24 protein-coding genes are annotated in these 22,566 nt (G+C 64.6%); 20 read left to right on the top strand and 4 right to left on the bottom strand.

Annotated elements, in window-relative coordinates; all coding sequences use genetic code 11:
- The first annotated feature begins 80 nt into the window (after positions 1 to 80).
- The 9 genes from ACXAEH_RS22130 to ACXAEH_RS22090 all read left to right on the top strand — a co-directional run bounded on the left by ACXAEH_RS22130 (position 81) and on the right by ACXAEH_RS22090 (position 8,880).
- Complete coding sequence (locus ACXAEH_RS22130) at positions 81 to 1,022, top strand: ornithine cyclodeaminase family protein (RefSeq protein ID WP_475036184.1); 942 nt, start codon at positions 81 to 83, stop codon at positions 1,020 to 1,022.
- Positions 1,023 to 1,038: 16 nt separating this feature from the next.
- Positions 1,039 to 2,163, top strand: coding sequence for an aminotransferase (locus ACXAEH_RS22125; RefSeq protein WP_475036183.1), 1,125 nt, complete (start codon positions 1,039 to 1,041; stop codon positions 2,161 to 2,163).
- A 166-nt stretch (positions 2,164 to 2,329) separates the two neighbouring features.
- The gene (locus tag ACXAEH_RS22120) at positions 2,330 to 3,052 is read left to right on the top strand and encodes a GntR family transcriptional regulator (protein ID WP_475036181.1); all 723 of its coding nucleotides are present in this window, start codon (positions 2,330 to 2,332) and stop codon (positions 3,050 to 3,052) included.
- Entirely contained in the window at positions 3,049 to 4,047 is a 999-nt protein-coding gene (locus ACXAEH_RS22115; protein ID WP_475036180.1) for an ADP-ribosylglycohydrolase family protein, read from the top strand. The genes ACXAEH_RS22120 and ACXAEH_RS22115 overlap by 4 nt, the downstream gene beginning before the upstream one ends.
- Positions 4,044 to 4,979 carry a PfkB family carbohydrate kinase gene (locus ACXAEH_RS22110; protein ID WP_475036178.1) on the top strand — a complete coding sequence of 312 codons (936 nt, stop codon included), beginning with the start codon at positions 4,044 to 4,046 and terminating at the stop codon, positions 4,977 to 4,979. The genes ACXAEH_RS22115 and ACXAEH_RS22110 overlap by 4 nt, the downstream gene beginning before the upstream one ends.
- Before the next feature lie 29 nt (positions 4,980 to 5,008).
- Positions 5,009 to 6,040 (top strand): ABC transporter substrate-binding protein, encoded by a 1,032-nt coding sequence (locus ACXAEH_RS22105; RefSeq protein WP_475036176.1) that lies wholly within the window; start codon positions 5,009 to 5,011, stop codon positions 6,038 to 6,040.
- Between the two features lie 166 nt (positions 6,041 to 6,206).
- Complete coding sequence (locus ACXAEH_RS22100; RefSeq protein ID WP_475036174.1) at positions 6,207 to 7,070, top strand: ABC transporter permease; 864 nt, start codon at positions 6,207 to 6,209, stop codon at positions 7,068 to 7,070.
- A complete protein-coding gene (locus ACXAEH_RS22095; protein ID WP_039123538.1) occupies positions 7,067 to 7,852 on the top strand; it encodes an ABC transporter permease in 786 nt (261 codons plus the stop codon). Before ACXAEH_RS22100 ends, ACXAEH_RS22095 begins: the two co-directional genes overlap by 4 nt.
- Positions 7,852 to 8,880, top strand: coding sequence for an ABC transporter ATP-binding protein (locus tag ACXAEH_RS22090; RefSeq protein WP_475036173.1), 1,029 nt, complete (start codon positions 7,852 to 7,854; stop codon positions 8,878 to 8,880). The genes ACXAEH_RS22095 and ACXAEH_RS22090 overlap by 1 nt, the downstream gene beginning before the upstream one ends.
- A 35-nt stretch (positions 8,881 to 8,915) precedes the next feature.
- Here the strand turns inward: ACXAEH_RS22090 and ACXAEH_RS22085 are convergent, their stop codons facing one another.
- Positions 8,916 to 9,776 (bottom strand): Abi family protein, encoded by an 861-nt coding sequence (locus ACXAEH_RS22085; protein ID WP_475036171.1) that lies wholly within the window; start codon positions 9,774 to 9,776, stop codon positions 8,916 to 8,918.
- A 351-nt stretch (positions 9,777 to 10,127) separates the two neighbouring features.
- Between ACXAEH_RS22085 and ACXAEH_RS22080 the strand changes: the two genes are divergently transcribed.
- Complete coding sequence (locus ACXAEH_RS22080) at positions 10,128 to 10,757, top strand: sigma-70 family RNA polymerase sigma factor (protein ID WP_475036169.1); 630 nt, start codon at positions 10,128 to 10,130, stop codon at positions 10,755 to 10,757.
- A 1-nt stretch (position 10,758) separates the two neighbouring features.
- Positions 10,759 to 11,394: a ChrR family anti-sigma-E factor gene (locus tag ACXAEH_RS22075; protein ID WP_475036167.1), complete on the top strand. Its 636-nt coding sequence runs from the start codon at positions 10,759 to 10,761 to the stop codon at positions 11,392 to 11,394.
- A gap of 7 nt (positions 11,395 to 11,401) precedes the next feature.
- On the opposite strand, the gene ACXAEH_RS22070 is transcribed toward ACXAEH_RS22075, so the two are convergent.
- Both ACXAEH_RS22070 and ACXAEH_RS22065 read right to left on the bottom strand, forming a co-directional pair.
- Positions 11,402 to 12,127 (bottom strand): SDR family NAD(P)-dependent oxidoreductase, encoded by a 726-nt coding sequence (locus ACXAEH_RS22070; protein WP_475036165.1) that lies wholly within the window; start codon positions 12,125 to 12,127, stop codon positions 11,402 to 11,404.
- Positions 12,124 to 12,894: a DUF1365 domain-containing protein gene (locus ACXAEH_RS22065; protein WP_475036164.1), complete on the bottom strand. Its 771-nt coding sequence runs from the start codon at positions 12,892 to 12,894 to the stop codon at positions 12,124 to 12,126. The genes ACXAEH_RS22070 and ACXAEH_RS22065 overlap by 4 nt, the downstream gene beginning before the upstream one ends.
- Before the next feature lie 138 nt (positions 12,895 to 13,032).
- Between ACXAEH_RS22065 and ACXAEH_RS22060 the strand changes: the two genes are divergently transcribed.
- The 5 genes from ACXAEH_RS22060 to ACXAEH_RS22040 are packed head-to-tail and all read left to right on the top strand — an operon-like array spanning position 13,033 to position 17,736.
- Positions 13,033 to 14,382: an NAD(P)/FAD-dependent oxidoreductase gene (locus tag ACXAEH_RS22060; protein WP_475036162.1), complete on the top strand. Its 1,350-nt coding sequence runs from the start codon at positions 13,033 to 13,035 to the stop codon at positions 14,380 to 14,382.
- On the top strand, positions 14,321 to 15,478 hold the full coding sequence (locus tag ACXAEH_RS22055; RefSeq protein ID WP_475036161.1) for a class I SAM-dependent methyltransferase: 1,158 nt from the start codon (positions 14,321 to 14,323) through the stop codon (positions 15,476 to 15,478). Before ACXAEH_RS22060 ends, ACXAEH_RS22055 begins: the two co-directional genes overlap by 62 nt.
- Positions 15,471 to 15,962, top strand: a complete 492-nt coding sequence (locus tag ACXAEH_RS22050) for a hypothetical protein (RefSeq protein ID WP_475036160.1) — start codon at positions 15,471 to 15,473, stop codon at positions 15,960 to 15,962. Before ACXAEH_RS22055 ends, ACXAEH_RS22050 begins: the two co-directional genes overlap by 8 nt.
- Before the next feature lie 2 nt (positions 15,963 to 15,964).
- Complete coding sequence (locus ACXAEH_RS22045; RefSeq protein ID WP_475036301.1) at positions 15,965 to 17,191, top strand: MFS transporter; 1,227 nt, start codon at positions 15,965 to 15,967, stop codon at positions 17,189 to 17,191.
- Complete coding sequence (locus tag ACXAEH_RS22040; protein ID WP_475036158.1) at positions 17,188 to 17,736, top strand: DUF3833 domain-containing protein; 549 nt, start codon at positions 17,188 to 17,190, stop codon at positions 17,734 to 17,736. The genes ACXAEH_RS22045 and ACXAEH_RS22040 overlap by 4 nt, the downstream gene beginning before the upstream one ends.
- A gap of 24 nt (positions 17,737 to 17,760) precedes the next feature.
- On the opposite strand, the gene ACXAEH_RS22035 is transcribed toward ACXAEH_RS22040, so the two are convergent.
- Complete coding sequence (locus ACXAEH_RS22035) at positions 17,761 to 18,540, bottom strand: DUF2189 domain-containing protein (RefSeq protein ID WP_475036157.1); 780 nt, start codon at positions 18,538 to 18,540, stop codon at positions 17,761 to 17,763.
- 181 nt (positions 18,541 to 18,721) lie between these two features.
- Between ACXAEH_RS22035 and ehuR the strand changes: the two genes are divergently transcribed.
- The 4 genes from ehuR to ACXAEH_RS22015 all read left to right on the top strand — a co-directional run.
- Positions 18,722 to 20,116, top strand: coding sequence for a MocR-like ectoine utilization transcription factor EhuR (ehuR, locus tag ACXAEH_RS22030; RefSeq protein WP_475036155.1), 1,395 nt, complete (start codon positions 18,722 to 18,724; stop codon positions 20,114 to 20,116).
- A gap of 97 nt (positions 20,117 to 20,213) precedes the next feature.
- The gene (locus ACXAEH_RS22025) at positions 20,214 to 21,230 is read left to right on the top strand and encodes a TRAP transporter substrate-binding protein (protein ID WP_475036153.1); all 1,017 of its coding nucleotides are present in this window, start codon (positions 20,214 to 20,216) and stop codon (positions 21,228 to 21,230) included.
- A gap of 68 nt (positions 21,231 to 21,298) precedes the next feature.
- Positions 21,299 to 21,865: a TRAP transporter small permease gene (locus ACXAEH_RS22020; protein WP_475036151.1), complete on the top strand. Its 567-nt coding sequence runs from the start codon at positions 21,299 to 21,301 to the stop codon at positions 21,863 to 21,865.
- A gap of 10 nt (positions 21,866 to 21,875) precedes the next feature.
- Positions 21,876 to 22,566: TRAP transporter large permease subunit (locus ACXAEH_RS22015; RefSeq protein ID WP_475036150.1), on the top strand; the 691-nt coding region annotated here is incomplete at its 3' end.

The following is a 22,566-nucleotide window of genomic DNA, read 5'->3' as shown; positions in this document are numbered from 1 at the left end:
GGGTGGCGTGCATCATCCTTGGGGATGATGGTGGCGGGGCAGGGGGGCCGCTACCCTTCGGGCAAAGAAGGAATTTGCCAATGACGACTCCCCCGATTGTTTTGGACGGCGCGGCCGTGGCGCGGCTGCTGCCGCAGGTCGATGTGCTGCAGGAAATGCGGGCGCTGTTTGCCGGCCTGGGCCGCGGCGAGGCGGTGCAGCCGGCGCAGACCTTGACGCTGTTTCCCGAAGGGCAGGGGGATTTCATCACTTATCTGGGGGCCGGGGGCGGTTCGTTTGGTGCGAAGCTCTCACCCTATCTGGTACGCGAGGGCGGGCCGGTGATCACCGCCTGGACGGTGCTGATGTCGATGGAGACAGGGCAGCCGCTGATGCTGTGCGATGCCGGGCGGCTGACCACCGAGCGGACGGCGGCCACAACGGCGCTGGCGGTGGAGCTGCTGGCCGGGAAAGGCGCCAGGACGGTGGCTGTCATCGGCTCCGGCGCCGTGGCGCAGGCGCATTGGCGGTATGTGCAGGGCCTGCGCGGCTGGCAGGAGGTGCGGGTCTATTCGCCGGGGCTGGGCGCCGATGCGGACAAGCAGGCCGCCTGGCGCGGAATTTGTCCTGAGGCTGTCTTTGCTGCCAGTGCGGAAGAGGCAGCACGGGAGGCGGATGTGGTGATGTTGTGCACGTCGTCAGGCACGCCGGTTCTGGACACCGCGGCACTGGCGCCGGGGGCGCTGGTCACCTCGATCAGTACCAATGCGGCTGAGGCGCATGAGATCGCGCCCAGCTTCCTGGCTTCGGCGCAGGTTTATTGCGACTACCGTGAGACCACGCCGGCAAGCGCCGGTGAGATGGTGCTGGCGGCGCGGGATCACGGCTGGAGCGCGGATCAGCTCCGCGGCGATCTGGCGGGGCTGGCCGCCGGAACCTGTGAGGGGCCGGAGCCTGGGCGGCCGGTGTTCTTCCGCTCGATTGGTTTGGGGCTGGAAGACATTGCCATCGCCAATGCCATCTACCGCGCCGCAAGCGCTTGAGAGACAGGAGAGAGCCATGCATATCGAACCCTTTGGCGTCGAGATCTGGATGAACGAGTGGGAGACCAAATGCGAATGGAACCTCGCCGAGACCTGTGTCGAGAGCCTGACTATTGACGAGCTGCTGCAACTGGCGGGGAGAAACTCCGCCGATCTGTCCGAGCTGTTGGCGATGAAAATGACCTATGGCGCCATTGAGGGCTCGGACCGGCTGCGCAATGCGATTTCGGCTCTGTACAAGGGGCAGAGCCCGGAAAATGTGATCGTCACCCATGGCACCATCGGCGCCAATATGCTGGTGCATAAGGCGCTGGTCGCGCGCGGCGACCGCGTGGTGGCGGTGGTGCCAACCTATCAGCAGCATTACTCGATCCCGGCCAGCATCGGCGCGGATGTGCACCCGCTGCGCCTGCGCGCGGAGAACGGGTTTCTGCCCGACCTGGAGGAGCTGCGGGCGCTGGTGACGCCGGAGACCAGGCTGATTGCGATCAACAACCCCAACAACCCGACCGGGGCGCTGATGGACCAAGCGATGCTGGAGGAGATCGCCGCCATTGCCCGTGAGGCCGGGGCGTGGATCCTGTGCGACGAGGTTTACCGCGGCACCGATCAGGAGGGGGACGGGATGACCGCCTCAATCGCGGATCTCTATGAGAAGGGGATTTCCACTGCGGGCATGTCCAAGGCGTACGCGCTGGCCGGGCTGCGGCTGGGGTGGATTGCCGGGCCTAGGGAGGTGATCGAGGCGGTATCCATTCACCGCGATTACGACACCATCTCGGTGGGGATGATCGACGATCACTTTGCAGCGCTGGCACTGGAGAACCGGGAGGCTGTGCTGGCGCGCAGCCAGCGGATCACCCGCGGCAACCTGGCAATCCTGGAAGCGTGGGTGGAACAGGAGCCGCGGATTTCCTGGGTGAAGCCGCGGTCCGGCACCACGGCGCTGTTGAAATTCAATCTGCCGATGAACTCGCGGGAGTTCTGTGTGGCGCTGTTGCAAGAGACAGGGGTGATGTTCACGCCGGGGTCGGTTCTGGGCATGGAGGGCTATGTGCGCATCGGCTATGCCAATGGGCCGGAGGTTCTGAAGCAGGGGCTGGCGCGGGTTTCAGCGTTTCTGGCGGCACAGGCGCGGTGAGGCCTGCGGCCTGCTAACCTGCAACAATAGTTGGGAAATTGAACAGCGCCGGGGCCCCTCCAGCGCTGTTTTTGCTATAGGTGCTGCAAGCGGTTCCGGCACCTGCGTGTGCGGGCTCTTGACAGAACAGCACGAATATCAAAAGGTACAGGTAGGAACAGGTACTATGACTCGCAAGCCAGTGAAACACGTCGGACTCCCAAAATCTGAACAGGTGGCGCAGACCATCGAGCGCGAGATCCGCGAGGGGCGGGTTGGCCATGGCGACCAGCTGGAGAGCGAAGGGGCGCTGATGCGTCGGTTCTCGGTCAGCCGCAACACGGTGCGGCGCGGGCTGGAGAAACTGTCGCGCCAGGGGCTGATCACCACCCGCACCGGGATCGGGTCCTTTGTGACCTATGACGGGGCGACGATCGACAGCAGCCAGGGCTGGACCGTGGCGCTGTCCGAGGGCGGCGGCGATGTGTCGACGCGGCTGTTGTCGCTGCGCAGGGATGGCTGCGTCCGGGCGGATGCGGCACTGGGGGAGGGGCAGGAGTATCTGTGCCTGGACCGTCTGCGGTTTTGCGGCGCGGCGGGGCAGGGCATTTCGCTGGAGCGCAGCCGGCTGCCGTGGCGCGAGGGATTTGAGGCGGTGCTGGAGCAGGGGCTGCAGGACGGCTCTTTGAATGAAACGCTGGCGGGGCAGGGCCTGGCGGCGGCCAGCGGCGAAGAAACTGCCGGGGTGATCCCGGCGCTGGAGGCGGTGGACGCAGCGATCATGGAGCGCCCGGCCGGCGCGCCGATGCTGCGGCTGCAGCGGGTGACCCGCTGCGAGGACGGCAGCGTGCTGGAGTTCGTGGAAAGCATCCTCGACCCGGACCGCTTTGGCTTGAGGATTTCGTTTTGACGGAGCGGTTCGATCGGGCGCTTGGGGCGCTGGCCGGGGTGGCCCTGGGGGATGCCATGGGCATGCCGGCCCAGACCCTGCCGCGGGCGCAGATCCGGGCGGCCTACGGGCGGATCACGGATTTTGCGGATCCTTTCCCGGATCACCCTGTGTCGCACGGGCTGCGGGCGGCGCAGGTGACGGATGATACCGAGCAGACGCTGTTGCTTGCAGATTTGCTGTTGTTCAACCCGGATACGTTCGAAGACGAGCTTTGGGCGCGGGCGCTGTTGGACTGGGAGGCGGATGTGCGGGCGCGGGGGTTGCGCGACCTCTTGGGCCCGTCGTCGAAGGCGGCGCTGGACGCGCTCTTGGCAGGCACGCCGGCCAGCGAGACCGGCAAGGGCGGCACCACCAATGGCGCGGCGATGCGGATTGCGCCGGTGGGGATTGCCTGCCCGCCGCAGGATGCGGAGGCGCTGGTGGACAAAGTGGCCGAGGCCTGCCGGGTGACCCATGCCACGCGCGAGGCCATTGCGGCGGCCTCGGCGGTGGCGATGGCGGTGAGCTGCGGCATTGACGGCGCGGATTTCGAGGCGGCTTTGCCCGCGGCGCTGGAGACGGCCCGGATCGGCAGCACCCGGGGCTATCCGGTGGGCGAAGAGGACATGGCCGGGCGGATAGCCCGCGCAGTTGAGGCCGCAGACAGCGGCGGCGAAGAGGCACTGCTGCGGGTGGCGGGCAACTCGGTGGCCAGCCGGGAGTTGGTGGCAGCGGCCTTCGGCATTGTGCGGCTGGCGCAGGGCGATCCCTGGCAGGCGGCACTGCTGGCGGCGAATTTCGGCGATGACACCGACACCATCGGCGCCATTGCCTGCGCCATGGCGGGGGCCTGTGCCGGGATAAGCGCCTTTCCGGCAGAGAAGCTGGCGCAGGTGGCAGAGGCCAACGGGCTGCAGTTGGAACCGGTGGCACGCGGACTGCTGGAGCTGCGCGCGCGGAGGGCTGCGGGATGAGCGCGCGGCTGATCCAGCTGTCCGGGGTGATCATCGACATGATCTATTCCGTTGACGCGGTGCCGGCGCCCGGAACCGAGGCGGTGGTGCACGGCAGCGCCATTGCTGCGGGCGGCGGGTTCAATGCGATGGTGGCGGCGCGCCGGGCCGGGCTGAATGTGGATTACGGCGGCACGATGGGCAGCGGGGCGTTTGCCGGGATTGCCGAGGCGGCGTTGAAAGATGAGGGCATCGGCAATCTGCACCCGCGGCTGGAAGGCCAGGACCAGGGCTGCTGCACGGTGCTGATCGACCGCGACGGCGAGCGCAGTTTCATTGCCTCATCCGGGGCGGACGGGGTTGTGACGGATGCGGACCTGGCGCGGATCACCCCCGGGGCAGGGGACTGGCTGCTGCTGTCGGGCTATGCGCTGCACTACAAGGGCAGCTGCGGCGCGCTGACGCGCTGGCTGCAGGCGCAGGCCGGGTGCGGGCTTGATCTGGTGTTTGACCCTTGCCCGCTGGTGGCGGAACTTCCGGTGGAGGCCGTTTCGGCGGCTTTGGGTGCTGCGGCCTGGGTGACGGCCAATGCTGAGGAGGCGCGGGTGCTGACCGGCCTCTCGGCCCCGGCGGAGGCCGCTTGCAAACTGGCAAAGGGCCGCAAGGGCGGCGCGCTGGTGCGGGCGGGGGCAGAAGGCTGTTGGCTGGCGCTGCCGGACGGGCATGTTTCGCACCTTCCGGGCCACAAGGTCACGGCCGTGGACACCAACGGGGCAGGGGATGCCCATACCGGCACGTTCATTGCGCTGATGGCGCAGGGCTGGGCTGCGGCGGAGGCCGCGCGGGCGGCCAATATCAGCGCGGCGCTTTCAACAACCAGACGCGGGCCCTCGGCGGCTCCGGCATGGGACGAGGTTTTAGCCGTGCTGGAGCGCGCAGAGGCCCCGGCCTGACACACCACACACATATCTGGGAGGATATCATGAAGAAACTGCTCGCCGCATCGGTGCTTGCCCTGGCTGCCCAGGGAGCGCTGGCCGATGAAATCCGGGTGCTGAACTGGCAAGGCTACGGCACCGACCTGGACTGGTCGCTGGAGGCCTTTACCGAGGCCACCGGCCATACCGTGGTGCATGAGTATTTCACCTCGGAACAGGAGATGCTGACCAAGCTGCGCACCAATCCGGGCGCTTATGACGTGGTGCTGATCAACGCGGCCTATACCGCGCAGGCGCAGGAAGAGGGGCTGATCGGGCCGGTTGATGCGACGCTGATTTCGAATTTTGGTGATCTGGACCCGAACCTTACGGGCAATGAGGATCTGAACCCCGGCGGCGCGCTGCATGGGGTGCCCTGGACCTGGGGGCTGACCTCGCTGGCGGTGAATGCGGGCGAGTTCCCCGACGCGCCCACTTCGCTGTCGGTCCTGTGGGATCCGGAGCTGAAGGGCCGGGTGTCGATCCGCGACGACGGGCTGGAGGCGGTGCAGTTTGCCGCGATGGCGACCGGCCAGAACATCAACGACATCCAGGATATGGATGCGGTGAAGGCGAAGCTGACCGAACTGCTGCCGCAGATCACCACGTTCTGGGGGTCGGAAAACGACTGGAACCAGTTCATGGCAGCGGGCGATTTTGCCGTCGCGACCTATTGGTCGGGTTCGGCCTCGCGGTCGATTTCCAAGGGGCTTCCGATCACCTTTGTGGTGGCGGATGAGGGCGCCATCGGCTGGCTGGACGGGCTCTCGGTCCCGGCAAGCTCCACCCACAAGGAGGCCGCGCATGCGTTCATCGACTGGATGGTCGATCCGGAGTTCTATGTGAAATGGGACGCTGAGGGCGCGCCGGCCACCTCCAACGCCAAGGCGGCGGCGGCTTTGCCTGAGACCAGTTTTAACCGCACCGTTCTGGGCGACCCGGCCACCGTGGCCAAGGTGCAGTTCATGCGGCCGGTGTCGGAAGAGAACCGAGAGGCCTACCTGAAGCTCTGGCAAGAGCTGAAGGCGGCGCAGTAGGGCGGGCCAAAGCTATCTGAAAGCAAGGCTGCATGCCGCTGATGATTGCCGCAACAACAGGTTCGCGCCCGCCCTGGGGGGCGGGGACGGGCGCGAGCCGGGCCGTAGGCGGCCCGGGGTTTCAGACAGACTGTTTTCAATATGCCAAGACCCCAAGGGAAATGAGATGAGCAGCTTATCTGCTAGACGGGACCGGATACGGGCGTTCACGCTCCTTTCCCCGGCGTATCTGTGGCTCACGGTGGCGGTGTTCCTGCCGCTGTCGGCAATGGTGTTCTTCAGCTTTCTGTCCGACGTGCCTTTTGGGGAGCGCGAATGGCATGGGACGCTGGAGAATTACCAGGAGTTCTTTCAGACCAGCACCTATGCGACGCTGTTGTGGAAGTCGCTGAAGCTGGGGCTAATGGTGACGGGGATTTCGGTGCTGATCGGCTTTCCTTGCGCCTATGTGCTGGCCAAGGTGATCAAGGGCCGCTCGCGCGAGGCGCTGTTCCTGCTGGTCATCCTGCCGTTCTGGTCCAATTCGCTGGTGCGGATATTCTCCTGGGCGATTGTTTTGCGCGGCAACGGGGTCTTGGATTTTGCCGCCAATGCGGTGCTGCCCTGGGACGTGCGCATCAACCTGATGTTCAGCCCCACCGCCATCGTGATCGGGCTGGTGCATTCCTATCTGCCGTATGTGATCCTGACCTCCTACCTGGCGCTGCAGGCGATTGACGACAGCCTGATCGAGGCGGCGCGGTCGCTGGGCGCCAAGCGGCGGACCATCCTGACGCGGCTGATCCTGCCGCTGGCCGCACCTGGCATCCTGGCCGGCGCAGTGCTGATCTTTGTGCCCGTTGTGGGCTCTTTCATGGAGCCGCGTTTGCTCGGCGGGCGGCGCGGCACCTACTACGGCACGGTGATCGAGGATCAGTTTGTGGCGGTGTTCAACTGGCCCTTGGGTGCGGCGCTGTCCTTTATCCTGCTGGCCGTGGTGCTGGTGATCCTGGGCGCCTTCAGCCCTGTCTTGCGGAGGGCGCGGACATGAGCAACCGCTTGCTGGCCCATCTGGGAAAGGCCTATCTGGGACTGATCCTGTTTTTCCTTTACGCGCCGATCCTGGTGATGGCGGCGATGTCGTTCAACGCCTCGGAATTCTATCAGCTGCCGTTCAGCTTCTCGACCGAGTGGTACGAGCGGCTGTGGAAGAATGACGAGATTCTGGAGGCAGCCTGGCGGTCGGTCTGGATTGCGGTGGTGGTGACGGTGATAGCCACCTCACTGGGCACTGCGGCGTCGATTGCGCTGTTCCGATATGAGTTTCCCGGCAAGACGGTGCTGCAGCTGCTGCTGTTCCCGCCGATTGCAATCCCCTGGCTGATCACCGGCACCGCTATGCTGATCTTCTTTTTCGGCATCGGGCTGGACCGCGGCACGCCGGCGGTGATCATCGGCCATGCGGCGCTGGCGCTGCCTTACGTGATTGTCGTGGTCACCGCGCGGCTGGCGACATTCGACCGGACCCTGGAAGAAGCAGCGCGGTCGCTGGGCGCCAGTGCCTGGAAGGTGACCATGGCCGTGACTGTTCCCTGGATCCTGCCGGGGATCATTGCGGGCGGGCTGTTTGCCTTTGCCGTCAGCTTTGACCAGTTCGTGGTCTCCTACTTCCTGTCGGAGCCGGGCGACAGCACCCTGCCGGTGCTGATTTACACCTCGATCCGCAAGGGGTTCACACCGGAGATCAACGCGGTCTCCACCATCATCATCGCGGTCTCGATGGGCATCATGCTGCTGGCCGCGCGCTATTCAAATTTCGGAGGCGAACAGTAATGGGCGAAGTCCGGGTAGAGCATCTGGTCAAGACCTACGGGCCCGCGCGGGCGCTGGATGATGTGTCGCTGACCTTTCCTGACGGCGGGTTCTTTGGGCTGCTGGGGCCATCGGGCAGCGGCAAGACCACGCTGCTGCGGGCGATTGCCGGTTTTGTGGCGCCGGATACGGGCCGGGTGATCATCGGCGGCGATCCGGTGGAGAATGTGCCGGTGGAGAAGCGCGAGATCGGTATGGTATTCCAGAACTATGCGCTGTTTCCGAATATGACGGTGGCTGAGAATGTGGGCTTTGGCCTGGAGGTGCGCAGGGTTTCGGGCGCTGACCGCGCCCGCCGGGTGGCGGAGGCGCTGGAGCTGGTGCAGCTGGGGCACTTGGGCGCACGCAAGCCGCACCAGCTGTCGGGCGGCCAGCGGCAGCGGGTGGCGATGGCGCGGGCGATCGTGACCCAGCCGCGGGTGCTGCTGCTGGACGAACCGCTGTCGGCGCTGGACAAGGCGCTGCGGGTCGACATGCAGATTGAGCTGAAGCGGATCCAGCGCGAGATCGGCATCACCACCATCTTTGTCACCCACGATCAGGAAGAGGCGCTGACCCTGTCGGACCGGATCGGCATTCTGAAGGACGGGCGGCTGGTGCGCCATGGGCCGCCGCGCGCGGTCTACGACGATCCGCAGGATGCCTTTACCGCGCGGTTTCTGGGGGAGGCGAACCTGTTCACCGGCACGCCGGAGGCGGGCGGGCTGCGGCTGGCGGATGGTGCCTTGATCGCAGGTTGCAGCAGCCCCACGGCAGCGGTGCGGCCTGAAAATATCCAGATCTCGCTGCAGGAGCCGGAGGCGGCGAACCGGCTGCAGGCCAAGCTGGTGCAGCAGGTCTTTGGCGGCGCCATGGGCACCTGCATCCTGGACTGGCAGGGCGAAAGCCTGAAAGTCATTGGCCGCGACCAGGACTTGCAGGGGCTGCCGGAACAGGGACCGGTGTGGCTGTCGTGGGACAGCGCCAAGACCATTGCGCTGAACGGGTAGGGCGCGCCTGCCGGAATGGCGAAAGCAACTCCGGCTTAACGCGACCAGACCGGCCGTGCCTGCCAATCGGCGGGAAACCCCATTGCGGCCTGGTTGGCGGCGGATTGGTTTTCGACCAGCTCGCGCAGGCGGCTGCGCAGGGTGCTGTCCGTTTCCTGCCGGTCCATCAGATACAGCAGGACCACCAGGACATTGTACAGCCGGTTGTCGATTTGCGCCTGTCCGTCTTCCCTTAGCAGCACGAGGTCGTCCTTGTAGCGTTTGATTTTGGGCAAACGCTTGACTGTGCGCCGGTTCCACAGCCGCCCGTGATGGGCGCAGATGTTGCGCACATAGGACAGTACCTGCAGGACGCCTTCGACGATTTCCTTGGTTGGCAGGCCCAGATCGCGACCGACCTGGGATTTGATGGAATTGTCCTTGGTGGCTTGAAACCACTTGGACAATTCCCCGAGGGTCATCAGTTCGGTGGCGGCCCACAGCGGCGGCGAATAGGGTTCCGAGTACTTGCGTTTGTAGTGCACAACAAAGGTTTCTTCGGATTTTTCAACGGAGCGGGCCAGGCGGACAAGCTGCTCGGCATGGTTCAGGCCGCCTGAGAACAGGCGGTGATCCAGATGAGCGTGCGGGCCGTGCGCATGCGACATGCGGTAGGTCCAGCGGGAGCGCACATGCACCTCGACCCGTTCAATGGCTTCAAGGACGATGACCCGCAGCCTGCGGTCAAAGGCGTAAAGCTCTGTGACCGCGTCGAGCGTGGTTCCGGGTTCAAAGCGTTTGCTGCGGGCGGCCCCATTGGCCGCGGGTTTCTCAAACGGCAGCCAATAGGCGCTGAGCCGGTAGTAGCCGACGGTTTCGAGCCATTTGCGGGCCGCGGCGGCATCGCCGGTATCCATGCCCCGGCTGATGAGAAGCTGCAGCTGCTGATCAATGTCTGTGGGCTGTTTGGTGAACTGCAAACTGATGCGCCAGTCCCAGGAAAAAAGTAACCCCCCGGTATTGAGCCCGGTCTTTCGGCCGGTCGCCTGGGGGGTGTTGTTACCGTCTAAGTATGGCTGGCAGGCCGGTTTGTCAACCTTGGGCGGGCCGCGCCTCCTTTGCGCTGCGCGGCGGCTGGCGGGGTGTGGAGGTGAATAAATTACCATAATGTTGATTACGGGTGTTGGGGCGGGGCCTGGAGCGGGCGTGCAGAAAGAAATTTTGCTGCCCGGTATGATCCAAGTTCCTTATGCCGCCGTATCCGGTTTATGGTGACAGTAAATCTGGACAGACCGCCCGGCAGGCACATTCTGCACGGGGCATCCCCAAGGGGCGCAGCAGCAGTGTCAAACGGCAAGGCCTTTTCTCAGCTGACGATCTGGCTGCTTGCGGTCCGCGACCAGCGCGACCGGGCGGCTTTTGGCGCGCTGTTCGACCATCTGGCGCCACGGTTGAAGGGCTTTGTCATGCGCTCCGGCGCCGGTTCTGCGCTGGCTGAGGAAATCGTGCAGGACGTGATGCTCACCATTTGGCGCAAGGCGGCGCAGTTTGACCCGCATAAGGCGCAGGCCTCGGCCTGGATCTATCAGATTGCCCGCAACCGCCATATCGACATTGTCCGGAAGGAACACCGCCCGGTTCCGGATGAGCTGGGCGAAGATCCCGGGCTGGAACCGGATGCCAGCCAGATCCTGGGGCTGGAGCAGGAAGCCGAACAGCTGAAGCTGGCGATCCAGCAGTTGCAGCCGGACCAGAAAGAGATGATCGAGAAGGCCTATATCGGCGAGCTGACCCATCAGGAGATCAGCAGCCAGACCGGCCTGCCGCTTGGTACCGTGAAGTCGCGTATCCGCCTTGGATTGGGGCGGCTGCGCAAAGAACTAAAAGGATTGCGCTGATATGCCTGCAATCACCCATCATATCCCCGACCCGATGATTGCCGCCTATGCGGCGGGCAGCCTGCCGCATGCCTTTGCCATGGTGGTGGCCAGCCATCTGTCTTATTGCCGCGACTGCCAGGCTGCGCTTGGCGCGCATCAAAGCGCTGGCGGTGCGTTGCTGGAAACCGCTGCGGGCGCGGAGCTGTCGCCCGGGATGAAGGCCAGCGTCATGGCGATGCTGGATGAACCCGCGGTGCCGGAGCCGGTCTATGACGCCAAGGGCATTTACCCCGGCCCGGTGATGGAGGCCCTGAAGGGCGGTGCCCCGCGCTGGCGGCCTCTGGGCATGGGCGTCAGGCAGAACATCCTGTTCGAGGGCGACGGCGGTTCGGTGCGGCTGCTGTATATTCCCGCAGGCCAGGCGGTGCCGGATCACAGCCACAACGGCCTGGAGCTGACGCTGGTGCTGCAGGGCAGCTTCAGCGACGAGACCGGGCGGTATGGCGCCGGTGATGTCGAGATTGGCGATGAAGATCTGGAGCATACGCCCGTGGCGGATGCCGGCGGGCCCTGCATCTGCCTTGCGGCGACAGATGCGCCGTTGCGGTTCAATGCGCTGGTGCCGCGCCTGCTGCAGCCGCTGTTCAGGATCTGAAGCGGCCTTAGCGGCCGCGGTAGACCAGCCAGTCGGGCAGCAGGTTCAAGAGCTTGATCATCCAGGAAAACGGGCGCGGAAAATCTGTCCGGAAGCGGCGCGATTTCAGCGCCGCTACAACACGGCGGGCCGCCTTTTCCGGGGTCATCATCTGCGGCATGGTAAACTTGTTCTTGTCCGTCAGCCGGGTCTTGATGAAACCCGGGTTGATGATGCGGACCGTTATCCCGGTGCCTTTCAGGTCATGCCGCATGGTTTCGGCGAGGCTGATCAGCGCCGCCTTGCTGGCGCCATAGCCGATGGCGGCGGGCAAGCCGCGGTATCCGGCCAGCGATCCGATCAGGGTGATTTCGCCGCGGCCGGATTTGACGAAGTCCGGCACCACCTGCCCCAGCACCCTGAGGGCGCCGTGGTAGTTCACCTCGCTCATCTTCAGGGCGGCTTCGGTGTTCCAGTCCCGGGTGTGCATCGGCTCATAGTCGCCGGCGTTGTAGATAATCGAATCCACGGGACCCGCGAGCTGCGCCGCGAGCGCGACCGAGTCCGGGTCTGTCACATCCATCGGCACCGGCTGTGCCCAGGCCAGCTCTCCCGCCAGCTCCTTCAGCTCTTCGCCCGAGCGTCCCGACAGGACCAGCCGGATGCCTTCCCGGTCCAGCTGCCGGGCGATCTCGCGCCCCAATCCGTGGCTTGCGCCCACCAGCCAGACGGTCTTGCCGCGAAAACAGTTCATGCGCCGCCTCCCGAATAGGTGGAACTGTCGGACACCAGCGGTTCCGGCGGCGCGGGCTTCCTGAGAAACGGGGCCCGCTTGGCCCAGAGCTTCAGCGCCTGCCAGTAGATCAGCGCCAGCACCCGCAGCGCGCCCAGGGGACGGCGCAGGGCGGCGCCGGCCAAGGAGGCCGCGGTGGCCGGGCGGCGCAGCCCGTTCAGGGTTGCCAGCACGCCCTGGTCGCCGTTCGTGTAGGAAATCCGGATGCTGAAGAGGCGGTCGGTCATCCCGAAATTGAACTGGTAGCGGCCGGCGACCTGCTGAAACGGCGACACATGCATCAGCTTTTCGGCGCCGATCACCTCGTCCCGGCGGATCGGCCGGAAATCCGGATGCGCCGCAAAGTAGCAATGGCGGTGGCCGAAGGTGTTGTTCACCTCGGCGATGAAGGCCCTTGGCGTGCCGTCCCTGACGGCGATCCAGAAGCTCACCGGGGTGAAGTGGAACCACAGAAAACTGGGCTGGGCCAGCAGCAGCAGTTGCGCGCCCTCCAGCGGAAAGCCGCGCTGCTGCAGCTGACCGCGGAACCAGGCAACGCCGCTGCCCGCGCCGCGCGGGCCGCCGTGGTGGCGGTCATGGATGGAAAACAGATTGAACCGGTTGCGCGACAGCAGCGGCGGGCCGTCTTCGGTCATATCGGTCAGAATGTAATCGACGCCGTAGCGGAAGGCATTCTTCAAACCGCCCCGCCGGGCATGATGGGTCTGGGCTGCAATATGTTCTATCATGCTCCTTCTACGTGCGTGCCGGTTATCCGGATCACTCTGCGGGTCTCTTTTTTCAAACAGGATTTTTTTCCGGCGGGAGTGATCCGAGCCCCCTCCCCTGCCGTAGCACCTTCAAATGAAACGGAGGGAAAACGGCCTATGCTGGATCAGACACAGGGACCACGCAGCAAAATCGCGATCATCGGCGGCGGCATTTCCGGCCTGTCCGCGGCCTATTACCTGTCTGTGAAACATGACGTCACCCTGTATGAGGCCGCCCCGCGGCTTGGCGGCCATGCCCGCACGGTGCTGGCGGGCAGGAACGGTGACCAGCCAGTCGATACCGGATTTATCGTCTTCAACTATGCGACCTATCCCTATCTGACCCGGCTGTTCCGCGAGCTGGATGTGCCGGTGATGAAAAGCGAGATGAGCTTTTGCGCCAGCATAGACGATGGCCGGCTGGAATACGGGCTGAACAGCCTGCGCATGCTTACCGCGCAAAAGAGCAACCTGATCCGTCCGCAGTTCCACAAGATGATTGCCGACATCATCCGGTTCGGCAGACAAGCCGAAGCGGCAGCGGGCGACGACGAGAAAACCATTGGCGAACTGGTGGATGAGCTGGGCCTGGGCAAGTGGTTCCGCAACAACTACCTGATGCCGATGTGCGGGGCGATCTGGTCGACGCCGGTCTCGGATGTGGATGCGTTTCCGGCGAAATCGCTGGTGCAGTTCTTCCGCAACCACGCGTTGCTGGCGGGCACCGGCAAGCATCAGTGGTGGACGGTCAGGGGCGGCAGCATCGAATATGTCCGCCGCCTGGAGGCCGCACTGATTGCCCGCGGCTGCAGGATCCGGACCGGCACGCCCGTCCGCAAGGCCGTCCGCGATGGCGCGGGGGTTACGCTGCATATGGAGGGGCAGGCGCCGGGCGCCTTTGACGAGGTGATCTTTGCCTGCCATTCGGATCAGGCGCTGGCCATTCTGGGCAGCGGTGCAACCCCTGCCGAGGCCGCTGCGCTTGGCGCGATCCGCTACCAGCCGAACACGGCGGTGCTGCATTGCGACGAGGGGCAGATGCCCCGGCGGCGCACCTGCTGGTCCAGCTGGGCCTACCGCAGCCAGGAGGGCGGCGTCGGGGTCACCTACTGGATGAACCGTTTGCAGAACATTCCCGAAAGCGATCCGTTGTTTGTGACGCTGAACCCCTCCCGCCCGATTGCGCCGGGCAAGATCTATGACCTGGTGGAATTTGCCCATCCGGTCTTTGACCGGGCCGCGCTGCGGGCGCAGCGGCAGATCCGGGACATGCAGGGGCAGAACCGCACCTGGTTTGCCGGCGCCTATAACCGGCACGGCTTTCACGAAGACGGCATCGCCAGCGCCATGCGGATTGTCCGCATGATGAATTCACCCAGCGCATACCCGGTCAAAGGAACAGATCATGGCATTCACGGACAAAGCCCTGCAGACGGAATTCCTCTCAGCTTGCGCGCGTCTGCGTGAGGGGCGGCTGACCCTGCGCACGCCGGACGGCGCGCGCTATGAATTCGGCGGCCGGGGGCCAGAGGCAGAAATGCAAATTCATGATTGGGCCGCGGTCTCTGCCATGGCGGCGCATGGGCAGGTCGGCCTGGGCGAGGCTTATGTGCAGGGGTTGTGGGACACGCCGTCGGTCGAAGGGCTGATGCGGCTTGCCATGCAGAACCGCGACCACCTCGGCAGCTATGATCAGGCCAGCCCGCTGAACCGGGCAAAGTTCCGCATTGTCGACACCCTGCTGCGGGCAAACTCCAAGCGCGGCGCCCGCAAGAACATCCGCGCCCATTACGATGTGGGCAATGAGTTCTATCAGCTTTGGCTGGATGAGGGCATGACCTATTCTTCCGGCCTGTTCAGCCCGGGCTGCGGCGACCTGGCCAAGGCGCAGGCCCGCAAGAACGACCGTATTCTGTCCCGCCTTGGGGACGGGGAGCGGGTGCTGGAGATCGGCTGCGGCTGGGGCGGTTTTGCCGAACAGGCCAGCGCCGAGGGCCGCGAGGTGACCGGCGTCACCATCTCGCGCAACCAGCACAGCTATGCGGAAAGCCGCCTGGACGGGCGCGCCGACATCCAACTGCGCGATTACCGCGACATCGAGGGCAAGTTCGAGAACATCGTCTCGATCGAGATGATCGAAGCGGTGGGCGAACGGTATTGGCCGGACTATTTTGCCAAGCTCAAAAGCAATCTGGCCGAGGGCGGACGGGTGCTGTTGCAGGCGATCACGGTGCGCGATGATTTCTTCCAGACTTACCGCAGGTCTTCGGACTATATCCGCCAGTATGTGTTCCCGGGCGGTATGCTGCTGTCCGATCAGGTGATCGCGCGGCAGGCGGGCGCCGCCGGGCTGCACGTGCGGGACAGCTTTGCCTTTGGCCAGGATTACGGCAAGACCTGCCGCATCTGGGCGCAGCGCCTTGCGGATCAGAAACGCCGCATCATGGATCTGGGCTATGGCGAGGCTTTTTTCCGCAACTGGCAGTACTACCTGGAAATCTGCGCCGCGTCCTTTGCCATTGGCCACACCAATGTGGTGCAGGTGGAGCTGGCCCATGCTTAGGCCGTTTGCCATTCTGTGCCTGCTGGCGCTGCCTGCGGCCGGGGCCGCCGGCCAGCTGCAAACCCTGCTGCCGGGGGCCAAGGAGCGCGGCGCCGCGGCCTTCCGCCTGCTGGGTTTGCCGGTCTATCAGGCCCGGCTGTTCACCAAGGGCGCGGCACCGCTGGACTGGTCGCAGGAATTCGGCATCGAACTGACCTATCAGCGCCGGATCAGCCAGGCGGATCTGACCAGCGCAACCCTGCGCGAGATGCGCCGCATGGGCAATCCGGCGCCGCCGGAGGCCAAGCTGGCCGCCTGTTTTCAAAGCGTTGCTCCCGGCGACCGCTACCTGGCCGTCAGCAAGGGGGAGGACCAGGTCGATTTTCTGCGCAACGGCCGCAAGACCTGCAGTCTGCGGCACCCGGGCATCAAACGGCATTTCATGTCGATCTTCCTGGGCGAAAACTCCCGTTCGGCCCGTTTCACGCACGGCCTGCTGGGGTGACGATGCTTTACACGCGGGTCAGTCTTTATGCGATGATGCTCGCCTCGGCGGGTATCCCGCTGTACATCCACCTGCCGCAGTTTGCGTCGGTGGAACTGGGCATCGGGCTGGGCACGCTTGGCGCCATCCTGCTGGGTATCCGCCTGGCCGATCTGGTTCAGGATCCGCTGATCGGCTGGCTGGCCGACCGTTGGCCCGGGGCGCAGTTCAGCCTTGCCATGCTGGCGGCCGGCGGGCTGGCGGCCGGGTTTCCCCTGCTGTTCTCGCTGGCCCCTGGGCCGCAGGCTGCGGTCCGGCTGGTTCTGGTGCTGGTCGTCCTGTTCACTGCCTATAGCCTGGGCATGATCCTGCTGTATGGCCGCAGCGCCACGCTGGCCAGACAGCCCGCCCCCCGCGAGCTGCTGACCCTGGCGGCCTTTCGCGAGGCCGGTTTGCTGGCCGGTGTCATTTTCGCTGCCGTCGCCCCTGCCGCTTTGGCGGCTTTGGGGGCGGCGGGCCAGGGCTATGGCGCCTTTGGTCTGGCCCTGGGCCTGTTTGCGCTGCTGACCGCGGTGCTGACCCGCCCGATCTGGACCCGGCCAGTGCGCGCGGGGCAGCGCCTGTCCGTCCGGTCGCTGGCGAACGCCGGGGCCATCCGGCTGCTGATCCTGGCGGTGCTCAACAGCCTGCCGGTTGCGCTGACCTCTACCTTGTTCCTGTTCTTTGCCGGCGACCGGCTGGAACTGGCGGAATATGCAGGCGGGCTGCTGGTGCTGTTCTTCCTCTGCGCGGGCCTCAGCGTGCCGCTGTGGACCCGCCTTAGCCAGCGGACCAGCCCCAAGCAAACCCTGCTGATAGCGATGCCGCTGGCGATTGCCAGCTTTGCCGGTGCGGCCTGTCTGGACCCTGGCAGCCTGGCGGGGTTTGCGCTGATCTGCGCGGCCTCCGGGGCAGCACTTGGGGCCGACATGGTGCTGCTGCCGGCCATGTTCAGCATCGCCCTGACCAAGGCAGGCCTCAACGCTGCTGCTGCATTCGGTATCTGGTCCTTTGCCGGCAAGCTGGCGCTGGCGCTGGCCGCCGCCCTGGCGCTGCCGTTGCTGGAACAGCAGGGCTTCCGCCCGGGCGGTTCGAACACTGCGCAGGCGCTGACGGCCCTGACTCTGGCCTATGCGGTGCTGCCCTGTGTCCTGAAATCCGCTGCTTTTGCCTTTGCCCTGACGCTTCCATCGGAGAGACCCGCGCCATGAAACTGCTTACCGCGCTGCTGCTGATCGCGCTTGTTGCGATGATTGCAAAAACCTATCTGCTGAGCTTCCGGTTCCAGTCGCCGGATGATTATGCGGGGACAGGCCCTGAGTTTGTCCTGACCAGGCATCTGTCAGGCGAAATCCTGTCCGAGGGGCTGATTTTTGGCCCCAATGGCAAGATGGCCAACAGCTTCACCGCCAGGATGGTGGGGGAATGGGAGGGCGGCACCGGCACGTTGTCCGAGGAGTTCACCTATTCCAACGGCGTGACCCAAAGCCGGAAATGGTATCTGACGCTTGGCCCGGACAATACGTTTACCGCCACTGCCGATGATCTGGTGGGAGAGGCGCAGGGTGTTGTGTCCGGTGCCACGGTTCAGCTCAACTATACGATCAGGCTGCCAGAAAGCGCAGGCGGCCATGTGCTGCAGGCCACCGACTGGATGTATCTGACGGAGAGCGGTGTCATCCTCAACAAATCCGAGATGCGCAAGTTCGGCCTGAAAGCAGCCGAGCTGGTCGCGACCATGCGGCCTGCGCAGTGAGATCGGCCTTGGGGGCGCCTTGGTTCAGCCGTTTGCGGGCACCGCGCGCCGGTACAGATGCCAGGTTGAATGCCCCAGAACCGGCAGCGCGATCAGAAGCCCGAGAAAGACCGGAAGCATCGACACGAACAGCACCACGGCGATCAGCGCCGCCCAGGTCATCATCGTATTGCGGTTCTGGCGCACCGCTTCGAGGCTGGCGATCATCGCGGTGACGAAATCCACGTCCCGGTCAAGCAGCATCGGCAGGCTGACAACGGTGACGGAAAACAAGGCCAGTGCCATCATCCCGCCGACAAGGGTTCCGACGGCCAGCATGGCCAGCCCCTGGGCAGACAGCAGCATGCCGGCGGTTTCCTGCCCGATCCCCGATTGAGCGAAGAAGATGGCAAAGATGCCGCGGGCCAGAACCACCCAGAAGCCGAAAACGATGAGCACCATCACTGCCATGGCCGAGAGCTGGCCATTGCCCCGGCCGCGCAGCGCCCCCAGGACGGCCCGCCAGCCGACGTCTTCCTTGGCCTCGCGGCGGCGGCTGACCTCATAGATCCCGATGGCCGCAAAGGGCGCAAACAGCGGAAAGCCTGCGGCAGCGGCGATGAACCAGACGAGCTGCCCGTTGGCGATCATTCCGAAATAGAGCGCAATCCCGCCCAGCATGTAGAAACAGGCAAAGAACAGCCCGTAGGCGGGCATGGATTTGAAATCGGCCCAGCCTGCTGCAATCGCCCTGCGCAGATCCTGCCACCCGAGGTCCCCGGCTACGTGAACCCCTGCAGGTGCTGCGGTTTCGGAAATGGTCATGGCAAACCTCCATTTACATCGTCTGTTTCTCCTTGGGGGCCGGGTCTTGCGGTGCCCGGAACAAGTATAGCACATGGCACGCGGTCCCAGAGACCATTGTCCCGCCGGCGCAGGCACCGGGCCGGAAGCCGGCACGGCAATTTCATTGCAAACAGAACTCCTTCAATTATAGAATTGTCGCATGACAATATGGCTTCCTGATCCCTCCACCCTGACCTCCCCTTTGCATTCCAGCCTTGCCCAGGCCATTGCGAAAGCCATCTCTGACGGCAGGCTGCCCAAGGGGGCGCAGCTGCCGACGCACCGGAAAATGGCGGAAGAGCTGAAGTTGAGCGTTCACACCGTCAGCAAGGCCTACGAAAGCCTGCGGCGGCAGCGATTGATCGATGGCCAGGTGGGGCGCGGCAGCTATGTGCTGGACCCTGACAAGCCCAATGACCAGCCGTTCCGGCTGAGCTCTGACAAGAGCGGGGATTTCGATCTGTCAATCTCGCGCCCGGTGATTTCGCATCAGCATGCAGAGCGGTTCCAGCAGGCGCTGAAAGATCTGCCCGAGGGGCTGGACCCGAGCTATTACCTGTCCTGCCGCCCCAATGTCGGCCATGACGCCCACCGCGCTGCCGGCTGCCGCTGGCTGCAGCTTTGCGGGCTGGAGGTGCCGGCGGAGCGGATCATCATGACCAATGGAGTCAGCCATGGAATGTCCGCGGCCCTGTCGGCGCTGACCCGGCCGGGCGACACGGTGGTGTCCGACAGGATCACGCATCATCTGCTGGTTTCAGGCTGCTCTTACCTGGGTTTGAACCTTGCCGGCCTGGAGACGGATGCCGACGGCATTCTGCCGGAGGCCCTGGACCGCCATTGCCGCGAGTATTCTGCCAAAGTTCTGTTTTTGCTTCCGTCTTTGGCCAATTCCACCGCGGGAATGATGCCGGAGGAGCGCCGCCGCGAATTGGTTGGCCTTGCCCGCAAGCACGATTTGCACATCATCGAGAACGATGCTTTCGGGCCGGTTGCCGAAGACCGCCCGGTGCCGGTGTCGGCGCTGGCGCCGGAGCGGTCGATCTACCTCACCACCTTTACCAAATGCACCATCTCCGGCCTGCGTGCGGGCTATATGGCCGCGCCGGAGCATTTGCTGCCGGCCTTGACCGGGCGTCTGGTTGTGTTCGGCTGGATGGCGACACCGCTGATGTGCGAGCTGGCCACCCGCTGGGTGCTGGACGGCACCGCTGCGGAACTGGCGCAGTGGCTGCACCGGGCGCTGGCGGCGCGTTATGGTATTGCGGCAGAAGTGCTGCAGGACCACCCGTGGCGCGGCCATCCTTCTGCCCTGCACCTCTGGCTGCCGCTGACCGAGGGCTGGAGCACCGCCAGTTTTGTCTCCTATGCCCGGGAGCTGAAAGTGGCGGTGGCGCCGGATGCCCCCTTCCTCACCCCCAAGACGCCAACGCAGAACGCGGTGCGGGTCTCGCTTGGCAGTATCCAGGACCCGGACCGGTTCCGGCAGGCGCTGGAGCTGATCGCCGGCATGCTCAGCCGGCCGCCGGAAGGGGTTGCGCCCTTCACCTATTAGAATTGTCATGCGTCAATAAAAAAATTGACATGCAGTACAATATTTCCCAAGTCTGGCGCAGCGGTGCTCAGGCACGGATAAGACTTGGGAGGAAATCATGGCTCAATCCATCACATTCACCTTTGGAGCGGTTGCGGCGGCGGGGATTGCATTGGCTGCCGGTGCGGCGCAGGCGGACACCTGGCGCTATGCCTTCGAGGAGGCGATGACCGATGTGCAGGGCGTCTATGCGCAGAAATTCAAGGCAGAGATCGAGGCGAACTCGGATCATGAGATCCAGCTGTTCCCCTATGGCACGCTGGGCGAATCCGCCGACATCATGGAACAGGCCCAGGACGGCATCCTGCAGTTCGTGGACCAGTCGCCGGGCTTTACCGGCTCGCTGATCCCGGAGGCGCAGGTGTTCTTTGTCCCCTACCTGCTGCCCACCGATCAGGCGCATCTGGCGCGTTTCTACCGCGGCAGCAAGGCGATCAACGAGATGTTCAAGCCGCTTTATGCCGATCAGGGGCTGGAGCTCTTGAACATGTTCCCCGAGGGTGAAGTGGCGATGACCACCAAGACGCCGGTGACCAGCTGTGCCGACCTGGACGAGGTGAAGTTCCGGGTGATGACCAACCCCCTGCTGGTAGAAAGCTACAAGGCCTTTGGCGCCACCCCGACACCGCTGCCCTGGGGCGAGGTCTATGGCGGGCTGCAGACCAATGTGATCCAGGGGCAGGAGAACCCGACGTTCTTCCTCTATTCGACCAAGATCTATGAGGTCACCGATTACATCACCTATGCCGGCCACAACAATTTCACCACCGCGGTGATGGCCAACAAGGATTTCTACGACGGCCTCAGCGCGGAAGAGCAGCAGGTCGTCCAGAACGCGGCCAGGGCGGCTTATGACCACACGGTGGTTTACCAGCAGCAGGCGGCGGAGACCGAACTGGCCAAGATCCTGGAGGCCAAGCCTGAGATGCAGGTGACGGTGCTGAGCGAGGAGCAGCGCAGCTGCTTCAGGGAAGCGGCCGCCGAGGTTGAGGCCAAGTTCATTGAGATGACCGGGGACAGCGGCGCGGCCATTCTGGCGCAGCTGAAGGCAGACCTGGCGGCAACTGCCAACTGAGGCTTTCCCGCAATCGCTGCTGAGCAGGCACTGCCTGCTCAGCGGTGCGCAGACCTTGGGAGGAAGGAATGCAGCAGGCACATGCCACCGCCCTGCCCGGCTTGCTGGGCACGCTGGACACCATCATCAGCCGCGCCGAGTCGTTTCTGCTGGCGGCGGGTGTCCTGCTGATGGCGGGGAATACCGTGGCCAATGTGGTGGGGCGGTTCGTGCTGGGGCATTCCATCTTCTTTACCGAGGAGCTGAACCGGATCCTGATCATCCTGATCACCTTTGCCGGCATCAGCTATGCCGCGCGCAACGCCCGCCACATCCGCATGTCGGCGGTCTATGACCTGCTGCCGCCGCATCTGCGCAAGGTGATGGTGGTGGTGATTTCCGTTATCACCGCGGGCTTCATGTTCCTGCTGTGCTTTTACGCGGTGAAATACATCGGGTCGCAGGCCGCGCGCGGGCGGGTGCTGCCGGCGCTGCAGATCCCGGTCTGGGTCATTCTGGTCTGGGTGCCTGCGGGGTTCTTCATGACCGGCGCCCAGTACCTGCTGACGGCGGTGCGCAACCTGACCTCTTCCGGCATCTACCTCTCGACCCATGTGCAGGAGGGGTACGAGGCCGCGGAAGAAACCGGGTTTTGAGGAGGGACCCATGGCTGCCACGATTTTCCTGACCATGATTGTCCTGCTGCTGCTGGGCTTTCCGATGATGATCCCGCTGATTGCCGGCGCCTTCATCGGCTTTCTGATGCTGTTCGGCGATCTGGCCCGGACCGAGACCATGGTGCAGCAGATGATGGCGGGTATCCGGCCCGCCTCGCTGATTGCGGTGCCGATGTTCATCTTTGCCGCCGACATCATGACCCGCGGCCAGTCGGCCGGGCGGCTGATCAATGTGGTGATGGCCTATATAGGCCATATCCGCGGCGGGCTGGCGATTTCCACCGCGGCTGCCTGCACCATGTTCGGTGCGGTGTCCGGCTCGACCCAGGCGACGGTTGTTGCGATTGGCGCGCCGCTCAGGCCGCGGATGCTGCAGGCGGGCTACAAGGACAGCTTTGTGCTGGCGCTGATTGTGAACGCCAGCGACATCGCCTTTCTGATCCCGCCCTCCATCGGGATGATCATCTATGGGGTGGTCTCCAGCACCTCGATTGCGGAGCTGTTCATTGCAGGCATCGGTCCCGGCCTGCTGATCCTGCTGCTGTTTTCCGCCTATGCCTATGTCTACGCGGTGCGCAACAACGTGCCCGCGGAGCCCAAGGCCACCTGGCGGCAGCGGCTGCAGACCATGCGGCAGGCGCTGTGGCCGATGGGGTTTCCGGTGATTATCATCGGCGGCA

This window comes from Leisingera sp. ABM4_060 (assembly GCF_056158765.1).
The sequence above is the reverse complement of the archived record's forward strand: the minus strand, read 5'-3'. Positions and strand labels throughout refer to the sequence as shown.

Bases quoted from the DNA above. Each gene is read 5' to 3' on its own strand.
- ACXAEH_RS22130 (WP_475036184.1), top strand. From the start codon at position 81: ATGACGACTCCCCCGATTGTTTTGGACGGCGCGGCCGTGGCGCGGCTG.
- ACXAEH_RS22125 (WP_475036183.1), top strand. From the start codon at position 1,039: ATGCATATCGAACCCTTTGGCGTCGAGATCTGGATGAACGAGTGGGAG.
- ACXAEH_RS22120 (WP_475036181.1), top strand. From the start codon at position 2,330: ATGACTCGCAAGCCAGTGAAACACGTCGGACTCCCAAAATCTGAACAG.
- ACXAEH_RS22110 (WP_475036178.1), top strand. From the start codon at position 4,044: ATGAGCGCGCGGCTGATCCAGCTGTCCGGGGTGATCATCGACATGATC.
- ACXAEH_RS22105 (WP_475036176.1), top strand. From the start codon at position 5,009: ATGAAGAAACTGCTCGCCGCATCGGTGCTTGCCCTGGCTGCCCAGGGA.
- ACXAEH_RS22100 (WP_475036174.1), top strand. From the start codon at position 6,207: ATGAGCAGCTTATCTGCTAGACGGGACCGGATACGGGCGTTCACGCTC.
- ACXAEH_RS22095 (WP_039123538.1), top strand. From the start codon at position 7,067: ATGAGCAACCGCTTGCTGGCCCATCTGGGAAAGGCCTATCTGGGACTG.
- ACXAEH_RS22090 (WP_475036173.1), top strand. From the start codon at position 7,852: ATGGGCGAAGTCCGGGTAGAGCATCTGGTCAAGACCTACGGGCCCGCG.
- ACXAEH_RS22085 (WP_475036171.1), bottom strand. From the start codon at position 9,776: ATGGATACCGGCGATGCCGCCGCGGCCCGCAAATGGCTCGAAACCGTC.
- ACXAEH_RS22080 (WP_475036169.1), top strand. From the start codon at position 10,128: ATGGTGACAGTAAATCTGGACAGACCGCCCGGCAGGCACATTCTGCAC.
- ACXAEH_RS22075 (WP_475036167.1), top strand. From the start codon at position 10,759: ATGCCTGCAATCACCCATCATATCCCCGACCCGATGATTGCCGCCTAT.
- ACXAEH_RS22070 (WP_475036165.1), bottom strand. From the start codon at position 12,127: ATGAACTGTTTTCGCGGCAAGACCGTCTGGCTGGTGGGCGCAAGCCAC.
- ACXAEH_RS22065 (WP_475036164.1), bottom strand. From the start codon at position 12,894: ATGATAGAACATATTGCAGCCCAGACCCATCATGCCCGGCGGGGCGGT.
- ACXAEH_RS22060 (WP_475036162.1), top strand. From the start codon at position 13,033: ATGCTGGATCAGACACAGGGACCACGCAGCAAAATCGCGATCATCGGC.
- ACXAEH_RS22055 (WP_475036161.1), top strand. From the start codon at position 14,321: ATGGCATTCACGGACAAAGCCCTGCAGACGGAATTCCTCTCAGCTTGC.
- ACXAEH_RS22050 (WP_475036160.1), top strand. From the start codon at position 15,471: ATGCTTAGGCCGTTTGCCATTCTGTGCCTGCTGGCGCTGCCTGCGGCC.
- ACXAEH_RS22045 (WP_475036301.1), top strand. From the start codon at position 15,965: ATGCTTTACACGCGGGTCAGTCTTTATGCGATGATGCTCGCCTCGGCG.
- ACXAEH_RS22040 (WP_475036158.1), top strand. From the start codon at position 17,188: ATGAAACTGCTTACCGCGCTGCTGCTGATCGCGCTTGTTGCGATGATT.
- ACXAEH_RS22035 (WP_475036157.1), bottom strand. From the start codon at position 18,540: ATGACCATTTCCGAAACCGCAGCACCTGCAGGGGTTCACGTAGCCGGG.
- ehuR (WP_475036155.1), top strand. From the start codon at position 18,722: ATGACAATATGGCTTCCTGATCCCTCCACCCTGACCTCCCCTTTGCAT.
- ACXAEH_RS22025 (WP_475036153.1), top strand. From the start codon at position 20,214: ATGGCTCAATCCATCACATTCACCTTTGGAGCGGTTGCGGCGGCGGGG.
- ACXAEH_RS22020 (WP_475036151.1), top strand. From the start codon at position 21,299: ATGCAGCAGGCACATGCCACCGCCCTGCCCGGCTTGCTGGGCACGCTG.